Raw genomic sequence first — 24,235 nt, 5'->3', positions numbered from 1 at the left:
ATGCATCATGATGCATAGCCCTTTCGGGGTTTTACTAAAATTAAATTCATATTTTAGTGCAAAATAACAGAAAATGAATAAAATAAGATGTGCTTGGTGCGGCAACGACCCACTCTATATGGCTTACCACGATACCGAATGGGGTGTACCCGTTTATGATGACGATAAACTATTTGAATTTTTAATTTTAGAAACTTTTCAAGCGGGACTGAGCTGGATTACCATTCTGAGAAAAAGAGAGAATTTTAGAAAGGCTTTTGATAATTTTGATTATAAAAAAATTGCGAAATATAGGGAGGACAAATATGAGTCTTTACTCGAAGATTCAGGAATTATCAGAAATAAATTAAAAATTAGGGCTACTATTTCAAACGCCCAAGCTTTTATGAAAGTTCAGAAAGAATTCGGTTCTTTTTCCAGTTATATCTGGAAATTTACGGATGGTAAACCGATAAAAAATAATTTTAAAAAATTATCGGAAGTTCCTGCTACAACCGATTTGTCCGATAAACTTTCCAAAGACTTAAAAAAACGCGGATTTAAATTTGTGGGCAGTACCGTAATATATGCACACATGCAAGCTACTGGCATGGTGAATGATCATGTAACCAGTTGTTTCAGGTATGATGAAGTTTAATCTGAAAATAGATTTTTTAAAAAAACTAATTGTTACTAGGCACTTCCTTAACCGGCACAAATATTTCCGTAGTTAAATTGGCTGGATTAGGTGTATTCATAGGGTCATTATGATATACTTCCATTGCAGGGACACCTTCAAGAGGTTCAATGTTATTATTCTCGGCAATGTGTTTTTCAGATGTTTCCCAAGCTTCTTTTAGATTTTTATAATCCCCTTTTAAAGTAGTTTTTAGAGCAGTAAATGGTTGTAACATACCCGTTAAAATACCACTATCCCTATCGGTAATTACACGTTCGGTTACTGGCACAGCACAAGAAAAAATTACTGCATTGTTTTCTTCGTCATACTTATGGTATAAGTTAAAAAGAGGTCCTGCCGTTGTGATATTGTTTTTTTGGGCATAAGCACTTACTTTTGGCATCATCTCCGCCATTTTTTGGGGCATCTCTTCTATTTTACATGAAGTTGTTTGGTATAAATAATAACCGCCGCCATGTGTGGTAATTCCGTTTATGGCAACACTATATTTTTGCATTTCGGCCAGTACAACACTGTCCAATTTTGTCAAACCTTTTTCATAATCTGGTCCTATTTGCTTGTCCATTCCTCCCATAAGAACCATAGATGCTTTTGATATAAAATCTAAATCACCTTTCATGCCCCAAGTAACTTCTGTACCATTTTCAACAGGATTAAATTTCCAATAAACGTTTGAAGTCGATTCCCATGGCGAAATAAAAGTAATTTTTTGGCTGATGCTATCTTTAGCTGTGGAAAGTGTTTCCATATTGCCTTCACCAACTACATCCCCTTTCCAACTATACGAAGCTCCTTCTCCACTCGTTGTTGCTCCATAGGTTAATTTTGCTTCTGGGTCTTGCCCTAACCATGGCGACCATTCTGGCCAATTTTTATAATCGTTAACCTTATTATAAACAACTTCGGCAGGGGCATTAATTGTTCTAGTGCGTTTCACATTATAATTATTTTCTAAAGTGGCTACATAAATGGCACCAGCTACAACAATCAGTACCAATAACAATAATATGTATTTTAAAATCTTCATAATGAAATGTTTAGAGTTAGTTTGTGTTACAAATATAAAGATTTATATCGATTTTAAATACTTTAGAACTTCTCTTGCTTAAAAAATATCCTTATTATTGTTAAAATTTTATGAATGCAAGGAATTGTTACTAAGTCAACTGGAAGTTGGTACACCGTAAGGGTTGATGACGAAACGGTTATTGATTGTAGGATAAAGGGGAAATTCCGCCTAAGTGGTATTAAAAGCACAAACCCCGTTACAGTTGGCGACGTGGTTAATTTTGAAATGGAAGCTGACAATGAAAACGGCATAATTACCAAAATTCACGATCGTAAGAATTATATCATCAGAAAGTCGGTAAACCTTTCTAAGCAGACCCATATTATTGCAGCCAATATAGATCAGGTATTTTTATTGGTCACCTTAAAGAATCCGCCAACATTTACCACATTTATTGACCGTTTTTTGGCTACCGCTGAAGCGTACTCAATTCCCTCAGTAATTCTATTCAATAAAATTGATTTGTACAGCAAAGAACTGTTGGCAAAAAAACAAGAACTTGAAAAAACATACAGAACTATAGGTTACGAATGCTTGGATGTTTCTGCAACTGAAAAAATAAACATTGATAAGCTAAAACTCTTTATGAAAGATAAAGTGAGTATGTTTTCAGGGCATTCGGGAGTTGGTAAATCTACATTGATAAACGCCGTTTATCCCGAATTGGCTTTAAAAACCGCCGAAATATCCACCCAACACAAACAAGGGCAACATACAACCACTTTTGCAGAGATGTTTGTGCTGCCTTTCGGAGGCTATATTATTGATACGCCCGGTATTAAGGGTTTTGGAGTGGTAGATTTTGAAAAATATGAAATTGGTGATTATTTTCCTGAATTTTTTGCTCTAAAACAAGATTGCAAATTCAATAATTGCTTACATGTTAACGAACCCGATTGTGCCATAAAAAAAGCGGTGGAAAATGATGAAATAGCACAATCTAGATATATTAGTTATCTGCAATTAATTGAGGGCGAAAACGAAAATTATCGAGTGGATGATTGGGGTTAGTCTTGAGGATAAACCAAACCTACTTTACCTCGAACTTTATCTAAAATTGAAATCAAATCCAAACTGTTTTGATGAGACCAAAGTTTACTTTCAATCTGATTGTTTCTAATGCAATTATGGCATTCTTCAATTTCGTGTGAAAACCCGATTCCAGTTGTCGGTAATTCGAACTTTATTTCTTCATTATTTTTTACCATAGTATAACCTTGTGCGACGTGCCATTGATTGTGAATATAAATTTCACCTTCCGAACCACTGATACAAGCAATCATTTTAGATTTTGACATAAAACTACTATACAATATAGCCTGAGCATCTTCGTAATGAAATAGCATCGACGATTGCACATCGCACTTTGTAGTATTATGAAAAATAGATTTAGCCAGAATTTCCTTTGGTTTCCCTAACAATGCGTAGGCTAAAAAGGCTGGATAAATCCCGATATCTAAAATGGCACCACCACCTAAATTCAAATTAAAGACTCTGCTTTCCAATAGGTGTTCCGATTTGAATGAAAAATCGGCTTTTATGTATTTTATTTCACCTATTTCTCCATTGTCAATTCGCTTTTTAGCCTCTACGAAAGTTGGAATGAACCGCGTCCACAATCCTTCCATAAAGAACAGGTTTTTTGACTTAGATAAGGCTATCATTTTTTCAGTTTCTTTTCTATTGATAGCCAATGGCTTTTCACATAATACGTGTTTGCCATTTTCCAAAGCTTTTAAACTTAATTCGCAATGTGAACTGTGAGGTGTGGCAATGTAAACGATATCAATATTTTCATCCTGAAATAATTCATCATAACCGCCATAACTCTTTTTGGAATTGTGTTGTTGTGCAAAAGCTTTTGCCTTTTCAATATTTCTTGATGCTACGGCATATAATTCAGCATCTGTTACCAAAGCTAAATCACTAGCTAATTTGTTGGCAATGTTTCCGCACCCTACAATGCCCCATTTTATTTTAGATGTATCCATAATCTTGTAAAAGAACAATATTACAAAAGTGCTATGGATTTCACGCAAAGGACGCAAAGAAAAAAATTAGCAATCCCAAGAGCTATCGGGACTCCAAGTAATGTCTACTAATTGGTTGCCTAAAAATTAATTTTCAATGCTCTATCTTTCAAGTCACATACTTTTTATATATTTAACCCAACACCCAAAATACCAACGTCTAACGACTAACTACTAACAGACTACCCATGACAGATTACGGTTTCCTATCCATTTTACCACCAGTATTAGCCATTATTTTAGCCTTAAAAACCAAACAAGTTTATGTATCCTTAGTGCTGGGCATTTTTTTATCATGGTTAATTATGAGCGATTGGAACATTCTGGAAGGAACTTTGTCGACATTGGAGGCTTTTGTAAACGTTTTTAAATCGGAAGGAAATACCAGAACCATTATGTTTAGTGCCTTGGTTGGTGCTTTATTGCTCTTTATTCAATATTCTCGTGGTGTTGAAGGTTTTGTAAATAAATTGAACAAACTGATTGTTTATTTTGAAAATAAGCAAAGTGGTTATAGCCGTGTGGTAGTTCAATTATTGGCATTTTTTACAGGAATGGCTTTGTTTGTGGAAACCAGTATTAGTTCCTTAACAGTTGGCACCATTTACCGTCCTGTTTTTGATAAGCTAAAAATTCCCAGAGAGAAGTTAGCCTATATCGCCGATTCAAGTTCGGCTCCTTCTTCTATATTAATTCCCTTTAATGCTTGGGGTGCCTTTATTATGGGCTTATTATTGACCCTAGATATTGAAAATCCTTTTGGTGTTTTGATGTCTTCTATTAAATATAATTTTTATCCGTTGTTGGCCTTGCTAATGGTAGTCGTTATAATTATCATAAAAAAGGATTTTGGACCAATGGCAAAAGCCGAAAAACGGACTCGCGAAACTGGGAAACTATTAAATGATGGTTCTAAACCGATGATTTCCGAAGCGGTAACTTCTTACAAACCTAAAGAAGGAATAACTGCCAGGGCCTATAATATGGTTGCTCCGTTGGTTACGATGGTGATTATGATGCCCGTTTGGTTGGCATATACAGGCTGGAATAATGTTACAGAATCCATTTCTTGGTGGAATCATTTTGTAACCGCCCTTGGTGAAGGTTCTGGTTCTTCTTCTGTGCTTTATGCAGTTACAACTTCTATAATTGTTGCCATGATTTTATATCGTTCTCAGGGCTTGATGCGAAGTAAAGAAATGGTTGATTTAATCTTAAAAGGAATTAGCGAATTAATGCCGTTAGCCTTATTAATGTTATTGGCATTTGCCATTGGTGATGCCTGTAAGGCGTTGGGCACGGGACAATTTGTTGCCAATTGGTCCAAAGATTGGTTATCGCCCGAATTTTTACCTGCGATAGTATTTATAATCAGTTCTTTTATTGCTTTTTCAACAGGTACTTCTTGGGGTACTTTTGCCATTATGTTGGCAATTTCCATCCCTATGGCAAATTTGCATGGTTCTGACATTACTTTAGTTGTTGCGGCTACGTTGGGTGGTGGTATTTTTGGTGATCACTGCTCCCCTATTTCAGATACCTCGATCATTTCTTCCATGGCCTCTGCTAGTGACCATATTGACCATGTGCGGACACAATTGCCCTATGCTTTAGTTGGTGGAGTAATTACCGTTATTTTATATTTGATTTTGGGCTTTGCGATGAATTAAGTCTAAATTAACTCCTTCTGATACAAATTATAAACACCAAGTGGTAACTTTTTCTGTCCAACTTTTACAAAACCTTGTTGCTCATAGTATTGACAGAGTTTAAGATTTGTTGAATCACAGTCCAACCTCAAATAATCATAGTTATCTTTTTTAGCATCCTTTTCTATCTTTTTAACAACTTCCGTTCCTAAACGATTTCCAGAAAATTTTTCACTAATAACCAGCGAGTGAACATACTTCGCTTTATCATTCATTGCTCCCCAATAGGTCAAATCTTTATCCATTATTCTAACCATACCCATTAATTCTTTGTTGTCATTTTCAATAAAATAAAATTCGTTATTGGAAAAACCTTCTTTTACCCAATTCACTTTTTCTATCGGCGGATTTTGCCAATAGTCCCATTGCTTAATATTTTTTTCTGCCAAAGTTTTGGATGCCGATTTTAATAAGTCAAAGGCTTTATTTATTTTTACGACATGAGCCAGTTTTAAGGTGAATTTCATAAAAGTTAACTAAAGGTATATGCTATATGTTATGGAATACAAAGTTTTGAGTTTATGACAAGTTTTAACAATATCGAGCGGATTCATCTTCCCGATAGTGAAATTGAAGAATAGTCCAATCTACATAAATTGCATCTATAAAATTGATACAATAATTTAATTTTTCAAATCCAAATAGTAAACTTTTGCCGACTCTTCAATTTCATCATCAATGCTGCCGTCATATTTAAAGCTATGAGTTCGCCATTCGTTATCAGGTTTATAAAACTGAAATGTGAAACGAATAGGTTGTCGGTCAAATTTCACTAAATAACTCATCAAGATAAAACTATCCGAAAGTTTTTTTTCTACAATCAACTCATAACCATAATATTTCCCTACGTAATCCTCATCCAAAGTTCCTAATTGTTGTTTTAACTGTGTAATCGCATCTGTCGCACGATTCATCCATTTGTTGTTTGAGTAAAGATTATCTAGTGCTTTTGATGCCCCTTCATTTTTATAATCCGTAAAAAATTTAGAAACTATTTCTTTTGGTGAATTTTGTGCAAAACTTATCAATGAGAAGGAAACTAAAATTATTGTTAAGTAGGCTTTAAGAAGTTTTGTATTTTTCATATTTTGTTTTTAATGTGTAGCATCAATAATATTAACGCAATATAGCTATTCTTTTTTTTAATTCTAATTAGAATTTAAACTTACCTTTGCACAATCTATGGAAGAAAAAAAAATACATAAAGCGGGGTTTGTAAACATCATAGGCAACCCAAACGTAGGTAAATCAACGTTGATGAACGCCTTTGTGGGCGAGCGTTTGTCCATAATCACCTCAAAAGCACAAACTACACGCCATCGTATTCTAGGTATAGTTAATGGCGATGATTTTCAAATATTATTTTCAGATACACCAGGAATTATTAAACCTGCCTACGAATTGCAGGAATCCATGATGGATTTTGTAAAATCTGCTTTTGAAGATGCGGATGTTCTTATTTATATGGTTGAAATTGGTGAGAAAGCTTTAAAAGATGAAGAATTTTTCAGCAAAATTACCAATGCTAAAATTCCCGTATTGTTGTTAATTAATAAAATTGACAAATCAACACAGAATCAACTGGAAGATCAAATGATCTATTGGCAAGAAAAAGTACCAAATGCTAGGGTGGTTCCTATTTCTGCTTTACAAAATTTTAATATTCAGAATGTATTAGAAAATATTATACAATTGTTACCAGAATCGCCACCATTTTACCCGAAAGACCAATTGACCGATAAGCCCGAACGTTTTTTTGTAAACGAAGCCATACGTGAAAAAATATTAGTGCATTACAAAAAGGAAATTCCTTACGCTGTGGAAATTGACACCGAAGAGTTTGTTGAAGAACCTAACATTATTAAAATTCGCTCTATCATTATGGTAGAACGTGAATCACAAAAAGGAATAATTATTGGCCATAAAGGTGCAGGACTTAAACGTGTAGGTTCAGAAGCTCGTCGCGATTTAGAAAAATTCTTCGGCAAGAAAATTTATCTTGAACTTTATGTCAAGGTAAATAAAGATTGGCGTAGTAATCAGAATCAGTTGAAGCGGTTTGGGTATAAGGAGTAGGTTTTGAGGTATCGGGGAAAAAATTAACGGGTAACGATTTTTGAATTCGTTACCCGTAATCATTTTAATTTAATATCTCCTGTCTAAAATCTCACTTCTATTTAAAGAGTCCACCCCTCTCTATATTCTCGCTTCACATATTTATTTGCCGCGTCAAAATTTGTAATTTTCATATTTTCGGCATCCCACAATAATCGTTTTCTTCCATTGTATTTTGAACCACCCCAGAAACTTGTTTTATCCGCTTTAGGATCTATCTCAAAATAAGCTTTTAGGGCTAAATTACCAATAAGGATACTTTCAGTAAACGGTCCCGCATAATCAAACGACGAACTAAGCTCTGCATTGCCATAACCAGCCATGCACGCATTTACCCATTGTAAATAATGCCCTTCAGGAACTCTGGCAATGGTTTCTTCAACTTCAAATTGCTCATTTAACGACAATGGTAGTAATCTTGGGTTAGCACCATAACAATCGGCCAATAATTTTCCTTTTGAGCCAATGAAAAGTACCCCACCATCCCAGTTACCAAGTGCTTCATCATCACCCAATTCATCAGGGCGTTCTGGTAAGAGTCCTCCATCCATCCATGAAACTTTTATAGTTCCTTTGCCATCCGTTCTTGGATAACTTAAATGTATTTTACTGGAATTAGGGAAACTCTTCGGATAATCTGCAGTTTCAAACTTTCCTTTAAAGGAGTCTGAAACACTACATTCTACCGTATTGGGATATAAAATAGGAAGAATTCGATAAACAGGATCCATGATATGACACGCCATATCGCCCAATGCACCAGTTCCAAAATCTGACCAACCTCTCCAGTCAAAGGGTAGGTATGCATCATTATAATCACGCATTTCTGCCGTACCTAACCAAAGATCCCAATTTAGCCCTTTTGGTATTCTATCTTTTTTGGTCGGTGTTTCTAATGCCTGTGGCCAAATAGCTCTGTTGGTCCAACATTTAACGGTGTGGACATCTCCTATAATACCCGTATCGTAAATTTCTTTCATTTTCCGCACTCCATCACCAGACCCACCTTGATTTCCCATTTGGGTAACTACTTTATATTTTTTTGCAGCTTCAGTAAGCATTCTGGCTTCCCAAATATCATGTGTTAATGGTTTTTGAACATAAACATGTTTGCCCATTTGCATGGCCATATAAGCCGCAACAGCATGGTTATGGTCGGGGGTTGAAACGGAAACCGCATCAATATTCTTTCCCTCTTTTTCCATCATTTCCCTAAAATCTTTATAATATTTGGCTTTAGGGAAAGATTCTCTGGATTTTACCGATTGTCTATCATCTACATCACAAAGACCTACAATATTTACGTTTGGACTTTTGGCAAATTCCGCAATATCACTTTGTCCTTTACCGCCAACGCCTATTCCGGCAATATTTAATTTATCGCTTGGCGGAATATAGCCGTTACCCCCCATAACATACCTGGGGATAATACTTATGCCCGCAGTAGCTACAGCAGTTTTTTTAATAAACGATCGTCTGGTTGAATTACTTTTTTTGCTCATTTTATGTATTTAAAATTTTGAAACTTCTTTATATGCATTGATTACGGCCAATTCTCCCTCCTTATCTTTCATAGAATTTCCGTGTTCCATTCCTAAAATACCCTGAAAATTTTTGGAATGGATAAATTTAAAAATATTTTTATAATTAATCTCACCTGTTGTGGGTTCTTTTCGTCCTGGATTGTCACCAATTTGGAAATAGGCTATCTCATCCCAAGATTGTTCTATATTGGGAATCAAATTACCTTCTTGTATTTGTTGATGGTAAATATCGAATAATACTTTACATGATGGCGAATCAACGGCCTTACAGATTTGGTATGCCTGGGGCGATTCTGACAAAAACAAACCTGGGTGATCTCTAAAATTTAAAGGTTCTAACACCATGGTTAAATTATGGGGTTCTAAAATGGCTGAGGCTTGTTTTAAGGTTTCAACAACATGTTCTGTTTGGTATGCCATATTTTGGCGTAAATCAACATGCCCCGGAACAACGGTCATCCATTTGGCATTTACTCTTTTCGCCACCTCAACAGACTCTTTAATTTCCGATAAAAATTCAGCTCTTTTTTCTTTATTCCCCGAAGCTAAATTTGCTTCTTTCCAATAAATTTTATGAGCTACAAAAACACCCATTTCAATACCTCTTTTGCCCATAATACTGGCCATGGCTTCTTGTTCGGAAATTGGTCGATTTTTCATTCCGTTATCTTCAAAAGCTGTAAAACCTTGGTCAGCTATAAAGTTTAGCTGGTCAATAATATCGGCACCTGCCATTTTTGCAAACATTCCTGCATGAGGAGCATATTTTAAGGGAAACTGATTTTTATAAATCGTTTTATTTGACTTAGCAAATAGGTTTAAGGAAGAACTTGTCAATGCAAATGTACTTGCAAGTGCGGTTTTTTTAAGAAAATTTCTACGTTGCATTTTTGATTAAGTAGTTTGTTTTTAAGTGATTTACTTCCCTCCATTATGGGACAAATTAATAGGGATTTTTATTCCAATTCCAACAATTCAATATTCCTAAACTCCACGGGGTGGCTTTCACTTTGTAAGGAAAAATAGCCCCCCTTAATAGGTTGTCCAATTTTTTCTTTAAACTCTGCATTATAATCATCCATATCTCCACCTCCATATTGAGGTTTTGAATATCTCAAAACTTCTTTGTCATTAATTTTATGAATAATTAAAGAATCACTATGCACCTCAACTTCTAGGTTTACCCATTGTTCACCATAATAAGTATCGGAAGTAGAATTATTACAATGTGCCGTTACTAATTCGCCATCCATAACCACATTAGTTCCTGGTGTACAGAGATTTCCTGTTGATCTGGCTTGGCCTTCAGTAATTCCGCCCAACATTTGCACTTCAATGCTAAGTGGAAATTTTTGGTCTTTAGCCATTTTCTTGGGATCTTCACAGTGAACCATAACACCGCTGTTTCTAGTTGCCCAACCTGGCCCATCTTTAATTTGATCTCCTGTAAAACGATATTGCATTTTTAATCGGTAATTGGAAAAAGGGGTTTTGTAAAATAGATGACCAAAAGCATCCTTAAACTCACTATTATAACCGTCATAAGAAACCTTTATCACACCATCTTCTACTCGAAACGTGTTGTGGATATTATCACCATAATCATATCCTCTAATTTTAGGTGTCCAGCCCTCTAAATCTTTACCGTTAAATAATGAGACCCAATTTTCAGTAACTTTTTCTTCAGCACTTTCTGTTCTATTTTCAGTTGTATTTTCATCATCGGGTTTAGCTTTACAGTTAAACATTAGCACTGCAATTGCACTTACCGCTATTAATTTTATTTTTTTATTCATTTATTTTATTTTTATAAAGACCACGCCCTTCCATTTGTTTCGCTCAAAGGAATACAACCTCTTTGCTCTCCTGGTATTGGTTCGTAAACTAACACATTTTCTCCAATTTCTTTACTGGTTTTATATGCCCAAACGGCTCTGCCCCGCAATCCTGTTAAGGCTTTAAAAACAGTATTTTCTTTATCGGTAAAGGCTTTTTGTTGTTCAGGTTTGCTTCTTAAATATTTTGACAATAATTTGTCAAAATCTTCCGTTTTTAAAGAATTTGGTCTGTTGTTTAACACCCCTAGTTCTTCCATAATAGCATCAATACCGCCTTTATAGCTTTTTTTTCCTTGATCAGTGGAAGTTTTCGAAACATATAAGTCAATAAATTCAGGGACATTTACGTCTAATGCTCCAGGTGTTGCTTCCGTTTTGGGCAAAATTAAATCGACTAAATTTCTTAAAACATAACCTTGTTCAACCGATAAAAAAACGGGGGTCCATGAGGTAGCTTCTGTTTTACAACTTTGCAGCATTCCTAATATTGAAGGTGTAACTGCTACGTACCCTAATGACAATCCGATTCCTCTCAATGCATCTCTTCTATTCATAATTTAAGCCTTTTTTGATTTGAATTGTTTTACGGCATGTTGTGCAGCTCTTGCAGTTAAAGCCATATAGGTCAAAGAAGGATTTTGGCAACCTGCCGAAGTCATACAAGCCCCATCGGTAACGTAAACGTTAGGGACTGTATGAATTTGATTATTGGCATTAAGTACTGATGTTTTTGGGTCTCTTCCCATTCTAGCAGTTCCCATTTCATGGATTCCAATGCCAGGTGCATGTCTTGTATCATAAGTGCTAACATCTTTAAAACCCGCTTTTTCTAACATTTCCGCAGCTTGTTGTTTAATGTCTTCACGCATGGCTAGTTCATTTTCTTTCCACTCTGCGTCAAATGTGACCGTTGGCAAGCCCCAATCATCCAACTTTTCATAATCTAACGTCATTTTATTTTCATGGTATGGTAAACATTCGCCAAAACCTGTAATACCCATTGACCATTGACCGGGTTCTAAAATCGCTTCTTTAAATTCTGGGCCATAAGCCAGTTCTGCCACGTGTTCTGCAATGCCGTACCTTCCACCACCGCCTTGATAACCATATCCTCTTAAAAAATCCTTTCTTTCTGTTTTTTTATCACCTAAGTTTCTGAACCTAGGTATATAAATTCCGTTAGGTCTTCTTCCTTTATAATACATATCCTCATATCCCTCAACATTGGCACGTGCACCAGCCCCTAAATGATGGTCCATAATATTATGGCCCAATTCACCAGAATCATTACCTAAACCATTTGGAAATCGATCTGATTTCGATTGCATTAAAATGGAGGCAGAAGCAATTGCAGAGGCACAACAAAAAATAATATCCGCATTAAAAACATGCGTTTCTTTGGTTTCAGCGTCAATTACTTTTACTCCCGTCGCTTTTTTTAACTTATCGTCATAAATAATTTCATGAACTATGGAATTTGGCCTTAAAGTCATATTCCCCGTGGCTTCGGCAGCTGGCAACGTTGAAGCATTACTACTAAAATATCCCCCGAAAGGGCAACCTCTGATACATCTGTTTCTATATTGACAATTGGTTCTCCCATTGTGTTTATGGTCACCAGTAATATGAGCGGCACGACCAATAGTCAGTACTCTATCATCATAATTACTGGCAATTTTAGACTTGAACTCTTCTTCTACACAGGTCAATTCCATCGGAGGACTAAAAATACCATCGGGCAATTGTGGTAATCCTAATTTTTCTCCACTAACTCCTATATAACTCTCAACATAATCGTACCATGGAGCAATATCTTTATAACGTATCGGCCAATCGACACCGTGACCATCTTTGGCATTAGCTGTAAAATCCAAATCGCTCAAACGATAACTTTGGCGACCCCAAGTAATGGAACGACCGCCCACATGATAACCACGCATCCAATCGAAACGTTTTATTTCATTGTAAGGATGTTTTATATCATCAACAAACCAATGTTTGCTTTCTGCACTTGTGGTATAACCGGTCCTAGCTTGTTTCTCTTGCCTTTTTTGCTCTTCAACTGTGGTGGCTCCCCTTAGTTCCATATCCCATGGATCATCGTTCATAGTTGGGTATTCTCCATGTTTAACCATTCTACCTCTTTCCAGCACCAAAGTTTTCAATCCATTTTCGCACAATTCCTTTGCAGCCCAGCCGCCACTAATTCCAGTTCCAATTACAATGGCATCATAATGTTTTTCAAGCATGTTATTCGGTTGTTTTTCAATTAATTAACCCATTACCGCAAATCAGTAATAATATCGTTTAATTAAATATTGAATAATTTTAAAGCCTAAAATTAATCAAATTATTATTATTCTAATGAAACTTTTGTAATTTTATCATTCTAAAAAAACTAAAACAACCAACATTATGATGAGAAATTTATTTTTTATGTTGGCTACACTTCTTATTGTGGCTACATTAATTACTTCCTGTAAAAAGAGTACTCCAAAAACTGATGAAACAACAGAAAATGTTTCTATCGAAGAAAAAGCACCATTTTTTAAATTGTCATTAGCCCAATGGTCTTTACATAGAGCTATTAGAAATGAAAAAACATTAGATCCTTTAGATTTTGCTAAAAAAGCCAAAGAATTGGGGTTTGAAGGCATTGAATATGTTTCGGGTTTATATAGTGACAATTTGAAAACCATGGGTATGGAAGCTCTTCAAGATTCTTTAAAAGCAAAAAGCGAAGCTCATGGTGTTAAAAATGTGCTGATTATGGTAGATGGTGAAGGAAATCTGGCTTCAACTGATGAAAAAGAAAGAAATGAAGCTATTGAAAACCATAAAAAATGGGTAGATGCCGCGGCATTTTTAGGTTGCCATGCCATACGTGTAAATTTAAGCGGAGCTAAAGAAAAAGAGGCTTGGATAGAATCATCTGTAAAAGGATTGGGTAAATTAGCCGAGTATGGAGCCACTAAAAATATTAATGTTATTGTTGAAAACCACGGTGGTTTTTCTTCAAACGCGGAGATGTTGAGCGAGGTTATGACTAAGATTAATATGGATAATTGCGGTACCTTACCTGACTTTGGTAATTTTTGTATCACAAAAGAAGATGGAGAATGTGTAGACTCATATGATAATTATAAGGGCACAGAAATTTTAATGAAACATGCTAAAGCGGTAAGTGCTAAGTCTTATGATTTTGATGCAGAAGGGAACGAAACCAAACTTGATTATCCTCGCTTATTACAAATTGTAAAAGATGCAGGCTATACTGGATTTATCGGTGTAGAATATGAAGGAAACCGCCTAAGTGAAGAAGAAGGTATCCAGGCCACAAAAGACTTATTGATTAATGCCTCTAAAAGTTTAAACTAATTAACCTAACTATATTATGAATGAAATAAATAAAAAAAGGCTTTTTTACGCTTCTTGTACGGCCTTATTAGTTACCTCAATGACCTTTGCCATTAGAGCAAGATTGGAAACTGTTTTTGGACCAGAAGGTGTTGGTCTTACTTTAGAGCAAATAGGTTATGCTTTTACCCCTGCCTTTTGGGGTTTTACGCTTGCTATGATAGTTGGCGGCCCATTAGTAGATACACTGGGAATTAAAAAAATTACGTGGGCAGCTTTTCTAATGCATGCCGTTGGTATTGTCTTAACAATCCTAGCTAAAGACATGACCTCGTTATTTATCGCCACGCTTTTCGTAGGTATTGGTAATGGTTTGATTGAAGCTGCGTTAAATCCGATGATTGCTTCTATGTATCCTGAAAATAAAACAAAAATGCTAAATCGTTTTCACGTTTGGTTTCCTGGTGGAATTGCCATTGGAGGAGTTATGGGATGGCTGGTAATGGATAAAATGGGGCTAAGTTGGCAGGTTATGGTTGGACTGTTATTTATTCCATTAATAATTTATGCATTTATGTTTTTTGGACAAAAATTCCCTGTTACTGAACGTATTGAAATGGGTGTAAGCAACAAAAAAATGTATTCCAGTATTTTCAAACCCCTATTTCTATTTATGGTTTTTTGCATGTTGCTTACGGCAGCGTCAGAATTAGGAACCACACAACGTATTGAATCTATCTTAAAAGATTCTGGTACTGTTGCTTTATTAGTGCTTGTATTTATTAATGGTATAATGGCTGTTGGTAGGGCATTTGCAGGTCCAGTTATTCACAAATTGTCACCATCAGGCATGTTACTGTTCTCGGCAATATTTACCTTTATTGGTTTATGGTTGCTTACCGTTACAACTGGGGCAATGACCTTTGCAGCGGCAGGTGTATTTGCTGTAGGTGTAACCTTCTTCTGGCCAACAATGCTCGGTTTTGTAGCGGAGTATTTACCAGATACCGGAGCATTGGGCTTATCTATTATGGGTGGTGCAGGCATGTTATCCGTGTCTATAGTTTTACCTATTATGGGTAGATTAATGGACGAAGCCAGTGCACATGAAGCACTTAGAACAATGTCAATATTACCAGCAATTCTTATTGTTGCGTTTATAGGACTTTTTATCTATATGAAAAATAGAAAACCAAAAACAATTCAAGAATAAAAATAAATAAATTCATGCCAAAAAAAATAAGATTAGGAATTTTAGGTGGCGGTGGCGATTCATTAATCGGTGTATTACATCGTGTGGCCTCACAGATAAATGATAATTACCAAATTGTAGGAGCTGTTTTTAATCCAGACCATAATGAAAACCTAAAGTTTGCCAAAGAAATTGATATTCCTACCAATAGGATTTATAAAGATTTTGACACATTAGTTGATGAAGAATTAAAACTTCCAAAAGAAGAAAGAATTCAGGTGTGCTCTATTCTTACTCCGAATTTTCTGCATTTTCCAATGGCAAAAAAATTATTGGAAAACGGATTTCATGTAATTTGTGAAAAACCGATGACCACAACCTATGAAGAAGCCAAAACTTTACAAGAAATCCTAAACGGTTCTGACTTGGTTTTTGCCGTTACGCATACCTATACAGGCTATCCGATGACACGTCAAATGCGTGAGATGATAAAAGATGGAGTAATAGGAAAAGTTCAAAAAGTAGATGCACAATATTATCAAGGGTGGATTAATCCCATAATTCATGATAAATCTAAACGTAGTTCAACTTGGCGATTGGATCCTGAAAAATCAGGAATCAGCTGTTGTATGGGCGATATTGGTGTACATGCTTTTAATATGATTGAGTTTACAACAGGCTTACAGGTAAAATCCATATTGGCCGATCTTAATTATTTGTACGAGGATAATAAAATGGATATAGACGGCACCGTTTTAGTAAGATTTGACACCAACGCAAAAGGCGTAATCCGGTCTAGCCAAATTGCTACAGGGGAAGAGAATGGACTGACCATTGCAGTTTATGGCGACAAAGGAGCTTTAAAATGGGAACAAGAAAATCCTAATTTCCTACACCTGCTTACTGATGATAAACCTTTGCAAGTCTATAAACCTGGACATGCTTACAATTCAGAGCTATCTTTAGATGGAACCAAATTGCCTCCCGGGCATCCCGAAGGTATTTTTGATGCCATGGCAAATATTTATTTAGGCGTTGCCAGAGCTATTAGAGGAGAAAAATACAATTCGGGAGAATTCCCAACCATGAACGATGGCGTACGCGGACTTAATTTTATCGAAAGTACTGTAAATTCGCATAAACAGGGAAATAATTGGGTTGATTTAGATTAAAAAGAATTTAACAAATGAAAACAATAAAAGGACCTGCAGTATTTTTAGCACAATTTATGGGTGATGATGCCCCGTTCAATTCTTTGGACGGCCTATGTAAATGGGCAAGTGATTTGGGCTATAAAGGCATTCAAATTCCTACCTGGGAAACACGATTAATAGATTTAGAAAAGGCTGCCGAAAGCAAAACCTATTGTGACGAACTAAAAGGTAAAATAAATTCGTATGGATTGGAAATTACCGAGCTTTCCACACACTTACAAGGTCAGTTGGTTGCAGTGCATCCTGCGTATGATATTATGTTCGACAATTTTGCACCGGACAAGGTAAAGAACAATCCTAAAGCTAGGACAGAATGGGCAGTACAAACGGTTAAAAATGCCGCTATTGCAAGTAAAAATTTGGGACTGAAAGCTCACGCCACATTTTCCGGAGCTTTATTATGGCACACTTGGCACCCATGGCCACAGAGGCCAGCAGGGTTGGTGGAAATGGGCTTTGAAGAATTGGCAAAAAGGTGGTTACCCATTTTAAATGTTTTTGACGAAAATGATGTGGATGTTTGTTATGAAATTCATCCAGGAGAAGATTTACATGATGGTGACACTTTTGAACGCTTTTTGGAAGCTACGGGAAATCATAAACGTGTAAATATTCTCTATGACCCTTCTCATTTTGTGTTACAACAGCTGGATTATTTAGCATATATAGACCATTATCATGAGTTTATTAAGTCGTTCCACGTAAAGGATTCAGAATTCAATCCCACCGGGAAAAAAGGTGCTTTTGGTGGTTACAATAATTGGGGTGACAGAGCTGGAAGATACCGTTCTTTGGGTGATGGTCAGATTGATTTTAAAACCATTTTCTCTAAACTAACGCAATACGGATGTGATGTTTGGGCGGTTATGGAATGGGAGTGCTGTATTAAAAGTCCTGAACAGGGAGCAAGAGAAGGAGCTGTGTTTATTAAAAATCATATTATTGAAGCCACTGAAAAAGCATTTGATGATTTTGCGGGAGCGGATATTGACAAAGAAAAACTTAAAAAAATATTAGGAATTTAAAACCAACTAAATCGATGAAAAAACTAACTATTATTTTACTTGTATTATTGATTTTTTCAGCTTGTAAATACGAAAAAAAAGATATGGCTCAAACAGAAGAATCAAACACAGAAACAGTTGTGGAAAATGAGACAACCGATGAGTGGATCACCTTATTCGATGGAAGTTCTATGGATGCTTGGCGTGGTTATTTGATGGACAGTATGCCTTCGGCATGGTCAATTGAAGATAACGCTCTGGCTTTTACGCCCGTAAAAGGTGGCGGACAGGATATCATTACTAAAGAAACGTTTGAAGATTTCGAATTATCGCTAGAATGGAAAATTTCAGAAGGTGGAAACAGCGGGATATTTTGGAGCGTTTTGGAAGATAAAGATTCACCTATCTACGTTTCTGCCCTTGAGGTTCAAGTATTGGACGATGAAAAACATCCTGATGCAAAAAATGGCACCAGCCATCAGGCAGGAGCATTATACGATTTAGTTTCTCCTTCCGAAAAAGTAGTAAAACCGGCTGGCGAATGGAATTCGGTTGTTATAAAAGTAAACCACAAAACCAATGAAGGTTCATCTAGTTTAAATGGAACTGTAATTGCCACTTTTCCCTTACATGGTGAAAAATGGGATGAAATGGTCGCCAATTCAAAGTTTAAGGATTGGGAAACTTTTGGAAAAACACATAATGGGCATATTGGACTGCAAGATCATGGAGATAAAGTTTGGTTTAGGAATATTAAAATTAAAAAATTATAATGATTAAAAATTTCCTCCTTTCCACTTTAGTTTTATGCCTTTTCGGGTGTAAAGAGACGGCAACAACAGATTCGGAATCCGATTCAAAAACGGATTCTGCCGCAACAGTACAAAATCAGGAAAAAGAGCCTACCAAACCTGAAGAAACGGAAATTTGGGAACCCAAACCTCCAAAAATAAGTATCGATGAAAATGGTGTTCCTTCCGATGCTATTGTACTTTTTGATGGTAAAAATATGGACGAATGGATTGTGGATAAGGATTCTACCGAGGCCAAATGGACGCTTAATAATGACGGCAGTATGACAGTTAAGAGCGGTTCCGGAAGTTTACAGACCAAAAGAAATTTCGGAGATATTCAATTACATCTCGAATGGAAATCCCCTACTGAAATTGTCGGCGAAGGTCAGTCCAGGGCCAATAGCGGTGTATTTATTCAGCAACGTTATGAAGTTCAAATTTTAGATAATAACGACAATGACACTTACGTAAACGGACAAGTGGGTGCAGTTTACAAACAATCTATACCAGCTGTAAATGCGGCAGCACCCACAGGAGAATGGAACAGTTACGATATTATTTTTCATGCCCCAAAATTTGATGCTGACGGTAAAAAAACTAAATCAGGGACCATAACCGTTTTGCACAATGGCGTTTTGATTCAAGACCATTTTGAAATTCAAGGAGCGGTAGCTTATATTGGTTGGCCAACCAACGAACCACATGGTGATGCTCCGATAATGCTTCAAGATCATAACGACGGTAGCCGACCTAGTTTTAGAAATATTTGGGTCAGAGAAATTTAGACGTTAGACGTTAGACGTTAGACGTTAGACGTTAGAAAAGTAAAAATCAAAGCTCAAGCATCAAATTCAAACTATTGAAATGAGTATCTTTTTGTTTGTTATTTTGGAAGAAAATTGCAATAACAAAACGACCGAGAGAAAATAATCTGTGAAGCTAAATAAATTCCAAAAATTAAATTCCAAATCACAACAGTTAAAATAGAGTATCGAGGTAACATTCAAAAATTGCCATGTCGAATTTTTAATCATAAATTAATTATTTTTAGCTTACGCTCCTTGCAATAACAATCATATCAAATGAGTTAGTTATATTAAACCGTTTACAAATTTAAAAATTAGCCTTAATTAGTGAAATTCGTGTTCAACAGAAAAACCACAAACCTTTAACATGAAAGCCGTAATCCAAAGAGTAAGGCACGCTTCCGTAACCGTAGATAACAAAATTATATCTTCTATCAAAAATGGATTATTGGTTTTATTGGGTATTACTGAAAACGATTCTAAAGAAGATATTAAATGGTTATCTAAAAAAATACTAAATCTCAGAATTTTTAATGATGAAGCTGGTGTGATGAACAAATCTTTAATGGATTTAAATAGAGAAATTATTATTGTTAGTCAATTTACACTGATGGCAAGCACAAAAAAAGGAAACAGACCTTCATACATTAAAGCAGCAAAACCCGAAACTGCTATTCCTATTTACGAGCAATTTATTTTGTTTACAGAAAAAGAATTAGGTAAAAAAGTCGGTACAGGAATCTTTGGAGCTGATATGAAAATTGAATTATTAAACGATGGTCCTGTGACCATAGTAATTGACACAGAAAATAAATCATAAAATAATATTGAAATTAATACGTTTTTTGTAAATATTAATATATTTGCATTATAACAACCCATGCTAAGCACAATATTGCTATGATTTTTAAAAAGTTTTTACTTTTTATACTATTACTTTCTTTTCAATTTACTTTTTCACAAGATTTTGATTATAGTATTTTAGCTATCCCAGATAGTTTAAAACAAAATGCCAATTCAGTTGTGTTATTTGATGATACTAAAATTGAATTAGAATCATCAAGAAAAATGGTTGAAAGTTATAAAAAGGCTGTTACAGTACTTAATAAATTAGGAGATCAGAATTCTCAAATTGTAATACACTATGATTCCTCAAACGATATAAAAAATGTAAGAGCCTACATTTACAACGCTTTAGGTACTGAAATTAAAGACATAAAAAAACGCGATTTTATAGACAGAAGTGCTGCTGACGGTATTTCTTTATTTAATGATGGCAGGTTGATTTATTACGATTATGTACCAACCTCCTACCCATATACCATTTATTACGAATATGAAATTGAATCTTCTAACACAGCTTTTATTCCTAAGTGGTATCCTTATGACTCTTACAATCAAAGTGTAGTTAAAAGTAGTTATCAAATTATTTACCCCAATGATATAACGATTCAAAAATCGGAAAAAAACTTTGATAATTTCAAAATTAGAAAATCAGAAAATCCAAACACACTTTCTTACGAGATTAACAATTCCCCAGCCATAAAATATGAGGAATTAGCTCCATCCAGATTAAAGATAATGCCTTGGCTTATTGTAGCCAGTAATAAATTCAGACTGGAAAATGTAGATGGCTCTGCCAATAACTGGCAAGAGTTTGGCAAATGGATGTACGATAATTTAATTATAGGACGTACCGCGTTGCCCGAATCTACTAAAAACAAGATCAAACAAATGGTTGCAGGCATTGAAGACCCTGTTGAAAAAGCCAAAATAATCTATAATTACGTACAGCGAAAAACACGATATATAAGTGTTCAAGTTGGCATTGGTGGTTGGATGCCTATGTTAGCGGAAGATGTTGACAAGCTAAGCTATGGCGATTGCAAGGCTCTGACCAATTATACCAAATCTTTGTTAGATGAAGTTGGCGTAATCTCATATTACGCACCTGTTTATGCTGGCAATACCAAAAGAAGCATGGAAAAAGATGTGGTCTCCGTACAGGGTAACCATGCATTTTTATACGTGCAGGGAAAGGATAAAGATATTTGGTTAGAATGTACCAGCCAAACAGTTCCCTTTGGCTATCAAGGTACTTTTACGGATGATAGAGAAGTGTTATTAATTACTCCAGAAGGTGGTAAGCTAAAACATACTGGGGTTTATAAAAATGAAGACAGCTTCCAAAATACTGTTGCTAATTATAGAATTAGTAATAATGGTGATATAGATGCAGAAGTTGAAATCAACTCTGGTGGCATTCAATATAGCAATCATTTTAACATCGAAAATGATTCAAAAAGAGATATCGAAGAGTATTATAAATCTGATTATTGGCCGTACATCAATAATATGACCGTAAACAATTATAATTTCAAAAATAATAGAGATAGCATTATTTTTACTGAAAATATTGAAATTATTGCTTCAAAATATGCATCCTTTAGTGGCAACAGAATGTTGTTTGAGGTAAACGCTTTTAACAGAGCGTTGGAGGTTCCAAAACGTTATCGCAACCGAAAACTGCCCTTTGAAATATCGAGAGGATTTATAGATAAAGATGAATTCAAAATTTCATTACCCGCCAATTACAAAATTGAAGCTTTGCCCAATACCATCAATATTGAAAACAAATTTGGAAGTTATCAATTTAGTATTGAAAAAATTGACGAAAACAAACTGAAATATACGCGAATATTTATGCTTAATGAAGGTATGTATCCCGCAAAAAATTACAAAGCATATAGAGACTTTAGAAAAACAATAGCCAAACAGGATAAATCCAAAATCGTACTTATAAAATCAACCCCGTAAATGTCCTCGTTAAGGAATTTACAAAATATTACATTTATGAAAAAAATAATTATCACCGCACTAATAACGTTATTAAGTTTACCTGCAATTGCACAAGATGCTAAATTCGGAAAAGTAGATAAAAAAGATTTACAAGAGAAGTTCTACCCTTCTGATTCTTCGGCAAATGCAGCAGTGTTATACAAAAAAAGAAGGACGTATTTTGAATACTCTCAAGGCCAGGGCTTTAGACTGGTAACAGATATACACGAACGCATTAAAATTTACAACAAAGAAGGTTACAAATGGGCAACAAAAAAAATAGCATTGTACCAGGATGGCGATAATGAAAAAGTCTCTGTAAAGGCCAATACTTTTAATTTGGTAAACGGAAAAGTAGAAAAAACAAAGCTTAGTAAAAGCGATATTTTTGACGAAAATATAAACAAATATTGGAGCCGTAAAAAGTTTACCATGCCCAATTTAACAGAGGGCTGTATAGTGGAATGGGACTATACTATAACATCTCCCTATTATTGGCGTATAGATGATTTGGAACTACAATCTTTTATTCCAATAAAATATATAGAATCACAAGTAGAGGCTCCAGAGTATTTTATTTTTAAAAACGTTTCAAAAGGTTTTTATCCAGTCAATATAAAAAGAAGCACAAAATCTTCATCCATTACTTTTAATAATAAAGAAAGGAATGGCTGGTCAACCTCTAGCACATCTTTTAGCCAAAGTAAATTAGATTTCCAAACCAATGTTACTGAATGCATATTGCAAAATGTTCCAGCTTTAAAAGATGAGCCCTATGTAAATAATATCAATAATTACCTTACGGCATTGAAATTTGAACTGACCAGTACTAAATTTCCTGACTCTCCTTTAAAATTTTACAACACCACTTGGGAAGATGTTACCAAAACCATTTATAAGAGCAGTAATTTTGGCGATCAGTTGGATAAAAAATCACATTTTAAAGATGATTTAGCTTCTTTAATTAACTTGACCGCTCCTGATAATGAAAAAATTTCAAAAATTTTTCAATTTGTAAAAGAAAAAATAAAATGGAATGATTTTACATCCATTTACACTAACCAAGGCGTAAAAAAGGCGTATAAAGAAGGTGTTGGTAATGTAGCTGAAATCAATTTGACATTGGTTGCCATGTTGCGTGAAGCAAACCTTAAGGCAAACCCTATATTAATCAGCACAAGAGATCATGGCATACCGCTTTTTCCTACTCAAGATGGATTTAATTATGTAATTGCCGGAGTAGAAGTACCAAATGGCGTTGTACTTCTAGATGCTACAGAAAAATACAGTACTCCCAACGTTTTACCGTTGCGGGACTTAAACTGGATGGGAAGGATTGTTAGGGAAAACGGAAGTTCAAACGAAGTTAATTTATTTCCGACCGAGCATGCTAAAGAAACCGTCTTCGTTATGGCAAAAGTTGACGCTGAAGGAATATTAACCGGTACTGAAAGATGTAGTTTTGACAATCTGCTAGGGCTAAACAAAAGGTCAAAGCATAACAATTTAGCTGAAAATGAGTTGATTGGACTTTTAGAAAAAGACAACAACAATATTGAAATCGATGATTTTAAACCGATAAATAAAAATGATATTTACAAACCCATATCATATCAATTTAATTTTGAAAGTGATAATCAGGTAGAAATTATAGGCGATAAAATATATTTTTCCCCACTATTGTTTCATACCAAAAAAGAAAACCCTTTTAAGTTAGAGGACAGAAAGTTTCCCGTTGATTTCGGGTCGCCTTTTCAAGAAAAATATAATATTACGGTCACATTACCAGAAGGATATAAGGCCGAGTCAACACCAGAAAGTGTTGCCTATTCCATGCCCGGTGATACAGGTTCTTATCAATTTATATGTAAATCAATTGGCGATAAACTACAAGTTTCATCTGTTTTAACAATGAACACATCCATTCTGGGGGCACAAAATTATGGACACCTAAAGGAGTTTTATAAACAAATTTTAGGTAAGCAATTAGAAAAAGTGGTATTAAGTAAGATTTAACAACCACAATCGGTATTGCATCCTGTATTT

General features: G+C 35.2%; 22 protein-coding genes. 13 read left to right on the top strand and 9 right to left on the bottom strand.

Annotated elements, in window-relative coordinates; genetic code table 11:
- Positions 1 to 73: 73 nt before the first annotated feature.
- Positions 74 to 637, top strand: a complete 564-nt coding sequence (locus UMM65_RS10985) for a DNA-3-methyladenine glycosylase I (RefSeq protein WP_321976587.1) — start codon at positions 74 to 76, stop codon at positions 635 to 637.
- A 25-nt stretch (positions 638 to 662) separates the two neighbouring features.
- On the opposite strand, the gene UMM65_RS10980 is transcribed toward UMM65_RS10985, so the two are convergent.
- Positions 663 to 1,706, bottom strand: coding sequence for an SRPBCC family protein (locus tag UMM65_RS10980; protein ID WP_321976586.1), 1,044 nt, complete (start codon positions 1,704 to 1,706; stop codon positions 663 to 665).
- A 114-nt stretch (positions 1,707 to 1,820) separates the two neighbouring features.
- On the opposite strand from UMM65_RS10980, the gene rsgA reads away from it, so the two are divergent.
- Entirely contained in the window at positions 1,821 to 2,759 is a 939-nt protein-coding gene (gene rsgA, locus UMM65_RS10975) for a ribosome small subunit-dependent GTPase A (protein ID WP_321976585.1), read from the top strand.
- Here the strand turns inward: rsgA and UMM65_RS10970 are convergent.
- Positions 2,756 to 3,739 carry a Gfo/Idh/MocA family protein gene (locus UMM65_RS10970; protein ID WP_321976584.1) on the bottom strand — a complete coding sequence of 328 codons (984 nt, stop codon included), beginning with the start codon at positions 3,737 to 3,739 and terminating at the stop codon, positions 2,756 to 2,758. The two genes, rsgA and UMM65_RS10970, sit on opposite strands and share 4 nt — an antisense overlap.
- 227 nt (positions 3,740 to 3,966) lie before the next feature.
- Here UMM65_RS10970 and UMM65_RS10965 point away from each other — a divergent pair, with 227 nt between their 5' ends.
- A complete protein-coding gene (locus UMM65_RS10965) occupies positions 3,967 to 5,448 on the top strand; it encodes a Na+/H+ antiporter NhaC family protein (protein WP_321976583.1) in 1,482 nt (493 codons plus the stop codon).
- Positions 5,449 to 5,450: 2 nt separating this feature from the next.
- On the opposite strand, the gene UMM65_RS10960 is transcribed toward UMM65_RS10965, so the two are convergent.
- Together UMM65_RS10960 and UMM65_RS10955 are read right to left on the bottom strand one after the other, a co-directional pair.
- Entirely contained in the window at positions 5,451 to 5,954 is a 504-nt protein-coding gene (locus UMM65_RS10960; RefSeq protein ID WP_321976582.1) for a GNAT family N-acetyltransferase, read from the bottom strand.
- Positions 5,955 to 6,110: 156 nt separating this feature from the next.
- Complete coding sequence (locus UMM65_RS10955) at positions 6,111 to 6,572, bottom strand: hypothetical protein (protein ID WP_321976581.1); 462 nt, start codon at positions 6,570 to 6,572, stop codon at positions 6,111 to 6,113.
- A gap of 97 nt (positions 6,573 to 6,669) precedes the next feature.
- Between UMM65_RS10955 and era the strand changes: the two genes are divergently transcribed.
- Positions 6,670 to 7,563: a GTPase Era gene (era, locus tag UMM65_RS10950; protein ID WP_321976580.1), complete on the top strand. Its 894-nt coding sequence runs from the start codon at positions 6,670 to 6,672 to the stop codon at positions 7,561 to 7,563.
- Between the two features lie 101 nt (positions 7,564 to 7,664).
- Here the strand turns inward: era and UMM65_RS10945 are convergent, their stop codons facing one another.
- From UMM65_RS10945 to UMM65_RS10925, 5 genes are all read right to left on the bottom strand, one after another.
- Entirely contained in the window at positions 7,665 to 9,104 is a 1,440-nt protein-coding gene (locus UMM65_RS10945; RefSeq protein WP_321976579.1) for a Gfo/Idh/MocA family protein, read from the bottom strand.
- Positions 9,105 to 9,113: 9 nt separating this feature from the next.
- Complete coding sequence (locus UMM65_RS10940) at positions 9,114 to 10,034, bottom strand: hydroxypyruvate isomerase family protein (RefSeq protein WP_321976578.1); 921 nt, start codon at positions 10,032 to 10,034, stop codon at positions 9,114 to 9,116.
- Positions 10,035 to 10,102: 68 nt separating this feature from the next.
- The gene (locus UMM65_RS10935; protein WP_321976577.1) at positions 10,103 to 10,942 is read right to left on the bottom strand and encodes a 3-keto-disaccharide hydrolase; all 840 of its coding nucleotides are present in this window, start codon (positions 10,940 to 10,942) and stop codon (positions 10,103 to 10,105) included.
- 11 nt (positions 10,943 to 10,953) lie between these two features.
- Positions 10,954 to 11,538: a gluconate 2-dehydrogenase subunit 3 family protein gene (locus tag UMM65_RS10930; protein WP_321976576.1), complete on the bottom strand. Its 585-nt coding sequence runs from the start codon at positions 11,536 to 11,538 to the stop codon at positions 10,954 to 10,956.
- A 3-nt stretch (positions 11,539 to 11,541) separates the two neighbouring features.
- Entirely contained in the window at positions 11,542 to 13,233 is a 1,692-nt protein-coding gene (locus UMM65_RS10925) for a GMC family oxidoreductase (protein ID WP_321976575.1), read from the bottom strand.
- Between the two features lie 166 nt (positions 13,234 to 13,399).
- Between UMM65_RS10925 and UMM65_RS10920 the strand changes: the two genes are divergently transcribed.
- From UMM65_RS10920 to UMM65_RS10880, 9 genes are all read left to right on the top strand, one after another.
- Positions 13,400 to 14,362, top strand: a complete 963-nt coding sequence (locus UMM65_RS10920) for a sugar phosphate isomerase/epimerase family protein (RefSeq protein WP_321976574.1) — start codon at positions 13,400 to 13,402, stop codon at positions 14,360 to 14,362.
- A 16-nt stretch (positions 14,363 to 14,378) separates the two neighbouring features.
- On the top strand, positions 14,379 to 15,554 hold the full coding sequence (locus tag UMM65_RS10915) for an MFS transporter (protein WP_321976573.1): 1,176 nt from the start codon (positions 14,379 to 14,381) through the stop codon (positions 15,552 to 15,554).
- 14 nt (positions 15,555 to 15,568) lie between these two features.
- A complete protein-coding gene (locus UMM65_RS10910; protein WP_321976572.1) occupies positions 15,569 to 16,705 on the top strand; it encodes a Gfo/Idh/MocA family protein in 1,137 nt (378 codons plus the stop codon).
- 14 nt (positions 16,706 to 16,719) lie between these two features.
- The gene (locus UMM65_RS10905) at positions 16,720 to 17,772 is read left to right on the top strand and encodes a sugar phosphate isomerase/epimerase family protein (protein WP_321976571.1); all 1,053 of its coding nucleotides are present in this window, start codon (positions 16,720 to 16,722) and stop codon (positions 17,770 to 17,772) included.
- Positions 17,773 to 17,786: 14 nt separating this feature from the next.
- On the top strand, positions 17,787 to 18,524 hold the full coding sequence (locus UMM65_RS10900) for a 3-keto-disaccharide hydrolase (RefSeq protein WP_321976570.1): 738 nt from the start codon (positions 17,787 to 17,789) through the stop codon (positions 18,522 to 18,524).
- Positions 18,524 to 19,330: a 3-keto-disaccharide hydrolase gene (locus UMM65_RS10895; RefSeq protein ID WP_321976569.1), complete on the top strand. Its 807-nt coding sequence runs from the start codon at positions 18,524 to 18,526 to the stop codon at positions 19,328 to 19,330. Before UMM65_RS10900 ends, UMM65_RS10895 begins: the two co-directional genes overlap by 1 nt.
- A gap of 388 nt (positions 19,331 to 19,718) precedes the next feature.
- A complete protein-coding gene (gene dtd / locus UMM65_RS10890; protein ID WP_321976568.1) occupies positions 19,719 to 20,171 on the top strand; it encodes a D-aminoacyl-tRNA deacylase in 453 nt (150 codons plus the stop codon).
- An 80-nt stretch (positions 20,172 to 20,251) separates the two neighbouring features.
- Positions 20,252 to 22,168, top strand: coding sequence for a DUF3857 domain-containing protein (locus UMM65_RS10885; RefSeq protein ID WP_321976567.1), 1,917 nt, complete (start codon positions 20,252 to 20,254; stop codon positions 22,166 to 22,168).
- Positions 22,169 to 22,204: 36 nt separating this feature from the next.
- Positions 22,205 to 24,205: a DUF3857 domain-containing protein gene (locus tag UMM65_RS10880; RefSeq protein ID WP_321976566.1), complete on the top strand. Its 2,001-nt coding sequence runs from the start codon at positions 22,205 to 22,207 to the stop codon at positions 24,203 to 24,205.
- The last annotated feature ends 30 nt before the right edge of the window (positions 24,206 to 24,235 follow it).

It is taken from the genome of Aureibaculum koreense, assembly GCF_034296135.1.
Classification (GTDB): domain Bacteria; phylum Bacteroidota; class Bacteroidia; order Flavobacteriales; family Flavobacteriaceae; genus Aureibaculum.
This window is presented reverse-complemented; position numbering and strand designations above follow the sequence as displayed.

Bases quoted from the DNA above. Each gene is read 5' to 3' on its own strand.
- UMM65_RS10985 (WP_321976587.1), top strand. From the start codon at position 74: ATGAATAAAATAAGATGTGCTTGGTGCGGCAACGACCCACTCTATATG.
- UMM65_RS10980 (WP_321976586.1), bottom strand. From the start codon at position 1,706: ATGAAGATTTTAAAATACATATTATTGTTATTGGTACTGATTGTTGTA.
- rsgA (WP_321976585.1), top strand. From the start codon at position 1,821: ATGCAAGGAATTGTTACTAAGTCAACTGGAAGTTGGTACACCGTAAGG.
- UMM65_RS10970 (WP_321976584.1), bottom strand. From the start codon at position 3,739: ATGGATACATCTAAAATAAAATGGGGCATTGTAGGGTGCGGAAACATT.
- UMM65_RS10965 (WP_321976583.1), top strand. From the start codon at position 3,967: ATGACAGATTACGGTTTCCTATCCATTTTACCACCAGTATTAGCCATT.
- UMM65_RS10960 (WP_321976582.1), bottom strand. From the start codon at position 5,954: ATGAAATTCACCTTAAAACTGGCTCATGTCGTAAAAATAAATAAAGCC.
- UMM65_RS10955 (WP_321976581.1), bottom strand. From the start codon at position 6,572: ATGAAAAATACAAAACTTCTTAAAGCCTACTTAACAATAATTTTAGTT.
- era (WP_321976580.1), top strand. From the start codon at position 6,670: ATGGAAGAAAAAAAAATACATAAAGCGGGGTTTGTAAACATCATAGGC.
- UMM65_RS10945 (WP_321976579.1), bottom strand. From the start codon at position 9,104: ATGAGCAAAAAAAGTAATTCAACCAGACGATCGTTTATTAAAAAAACT.
- UMM65_RS10940 (WP_321976578.1), bottom strand. From the start codon at position 10,034: ATGCAACGTAGAAATTTTCTTAAAAAAACCGCACTTGCAAGTACATTT.
- UMM65_RS10935 (WP_321976577.1), bottom strand. From the start codon at position 10,942: ATGAATAAAAAAATAAAATTAATAGCGGTAAGTGCAATTGCAGTGCTA.
- UMM65_RS10930 (WP_321976576.1), bottom strand. From the start codon at position 11,538: ATGAATAGAAGAGATGCATTGAGAGGAATCGGATTGTCATTAGGGTAC.
- UMM65_RS10925 (WP_321976575.1), bottom strand. From the start codon at position 13,233: ATGCTTGAAAAACATTATGATGCCATTGTAATTGGAACTGGAATTAGT.
- UMM65_RS10920 (WP_321976574.1), top strand. From the start codon at position 13,400: ATGATGAGAAATTTATTTTTTATGTTGGCTACACTTCTTATTGTGGCT.
- UMM65_RS10915 (WP_321976573.1), top strand. From the start codon at position 14,379: ATGAATGAAATAAATAAAAAAAGGCTTTTTTACGCTTCTTGTACGGCC.
- UMM65_RS10910 (WP_321976572.1), top strand. From the start codon at position 15,569: ATGCCAAAAAAAATAAGATTAGGAATTTTAGGTGGCGGTGGCGATTCA.
- UMM65_RS10905 (WP_321976571.1), top strand. From the start codon at position 16,720: ATGAAAACAATAAAAGGACCTGCAGTATTTTTAGCACAATTTATGGGT.
- UMM65_RS10900 (WP_321976570.1), top strand. From the start codon at position 17,787: ATGAAAAAACTAACTATTATTTTACTTGTATTATTGATTTTTTCAGCT.
- UMM65_RS10895 (WP_321976569.1), top strand. From the start codon at position 18,524: ATGATTAAAAATTTCCTCCTTTCCACTTTAGTTTTATGCCTTTTCGGG.
- dtd (WP_321976568.1), top strand. From the start codon at position 19,719: ATGAAAGCCGTAATCCAAAGAGTAAGGCACGCTTCCGTAACCGTAGAT.
- UMM65_RS10885 (WP_321976567.1), top strand. From the start codon at position 20,252: ATGATTTTTAAAAAGTTTTTACTTTTTATACTATTACTTTCTTTTCAA.
- UMM65_RS10880 (WP_321976566.1), top strand. From the start codon at position 22,205: ATGAAAAAAATAATTATCACCGCACTAATAACGTTATTAAGTTTACCT.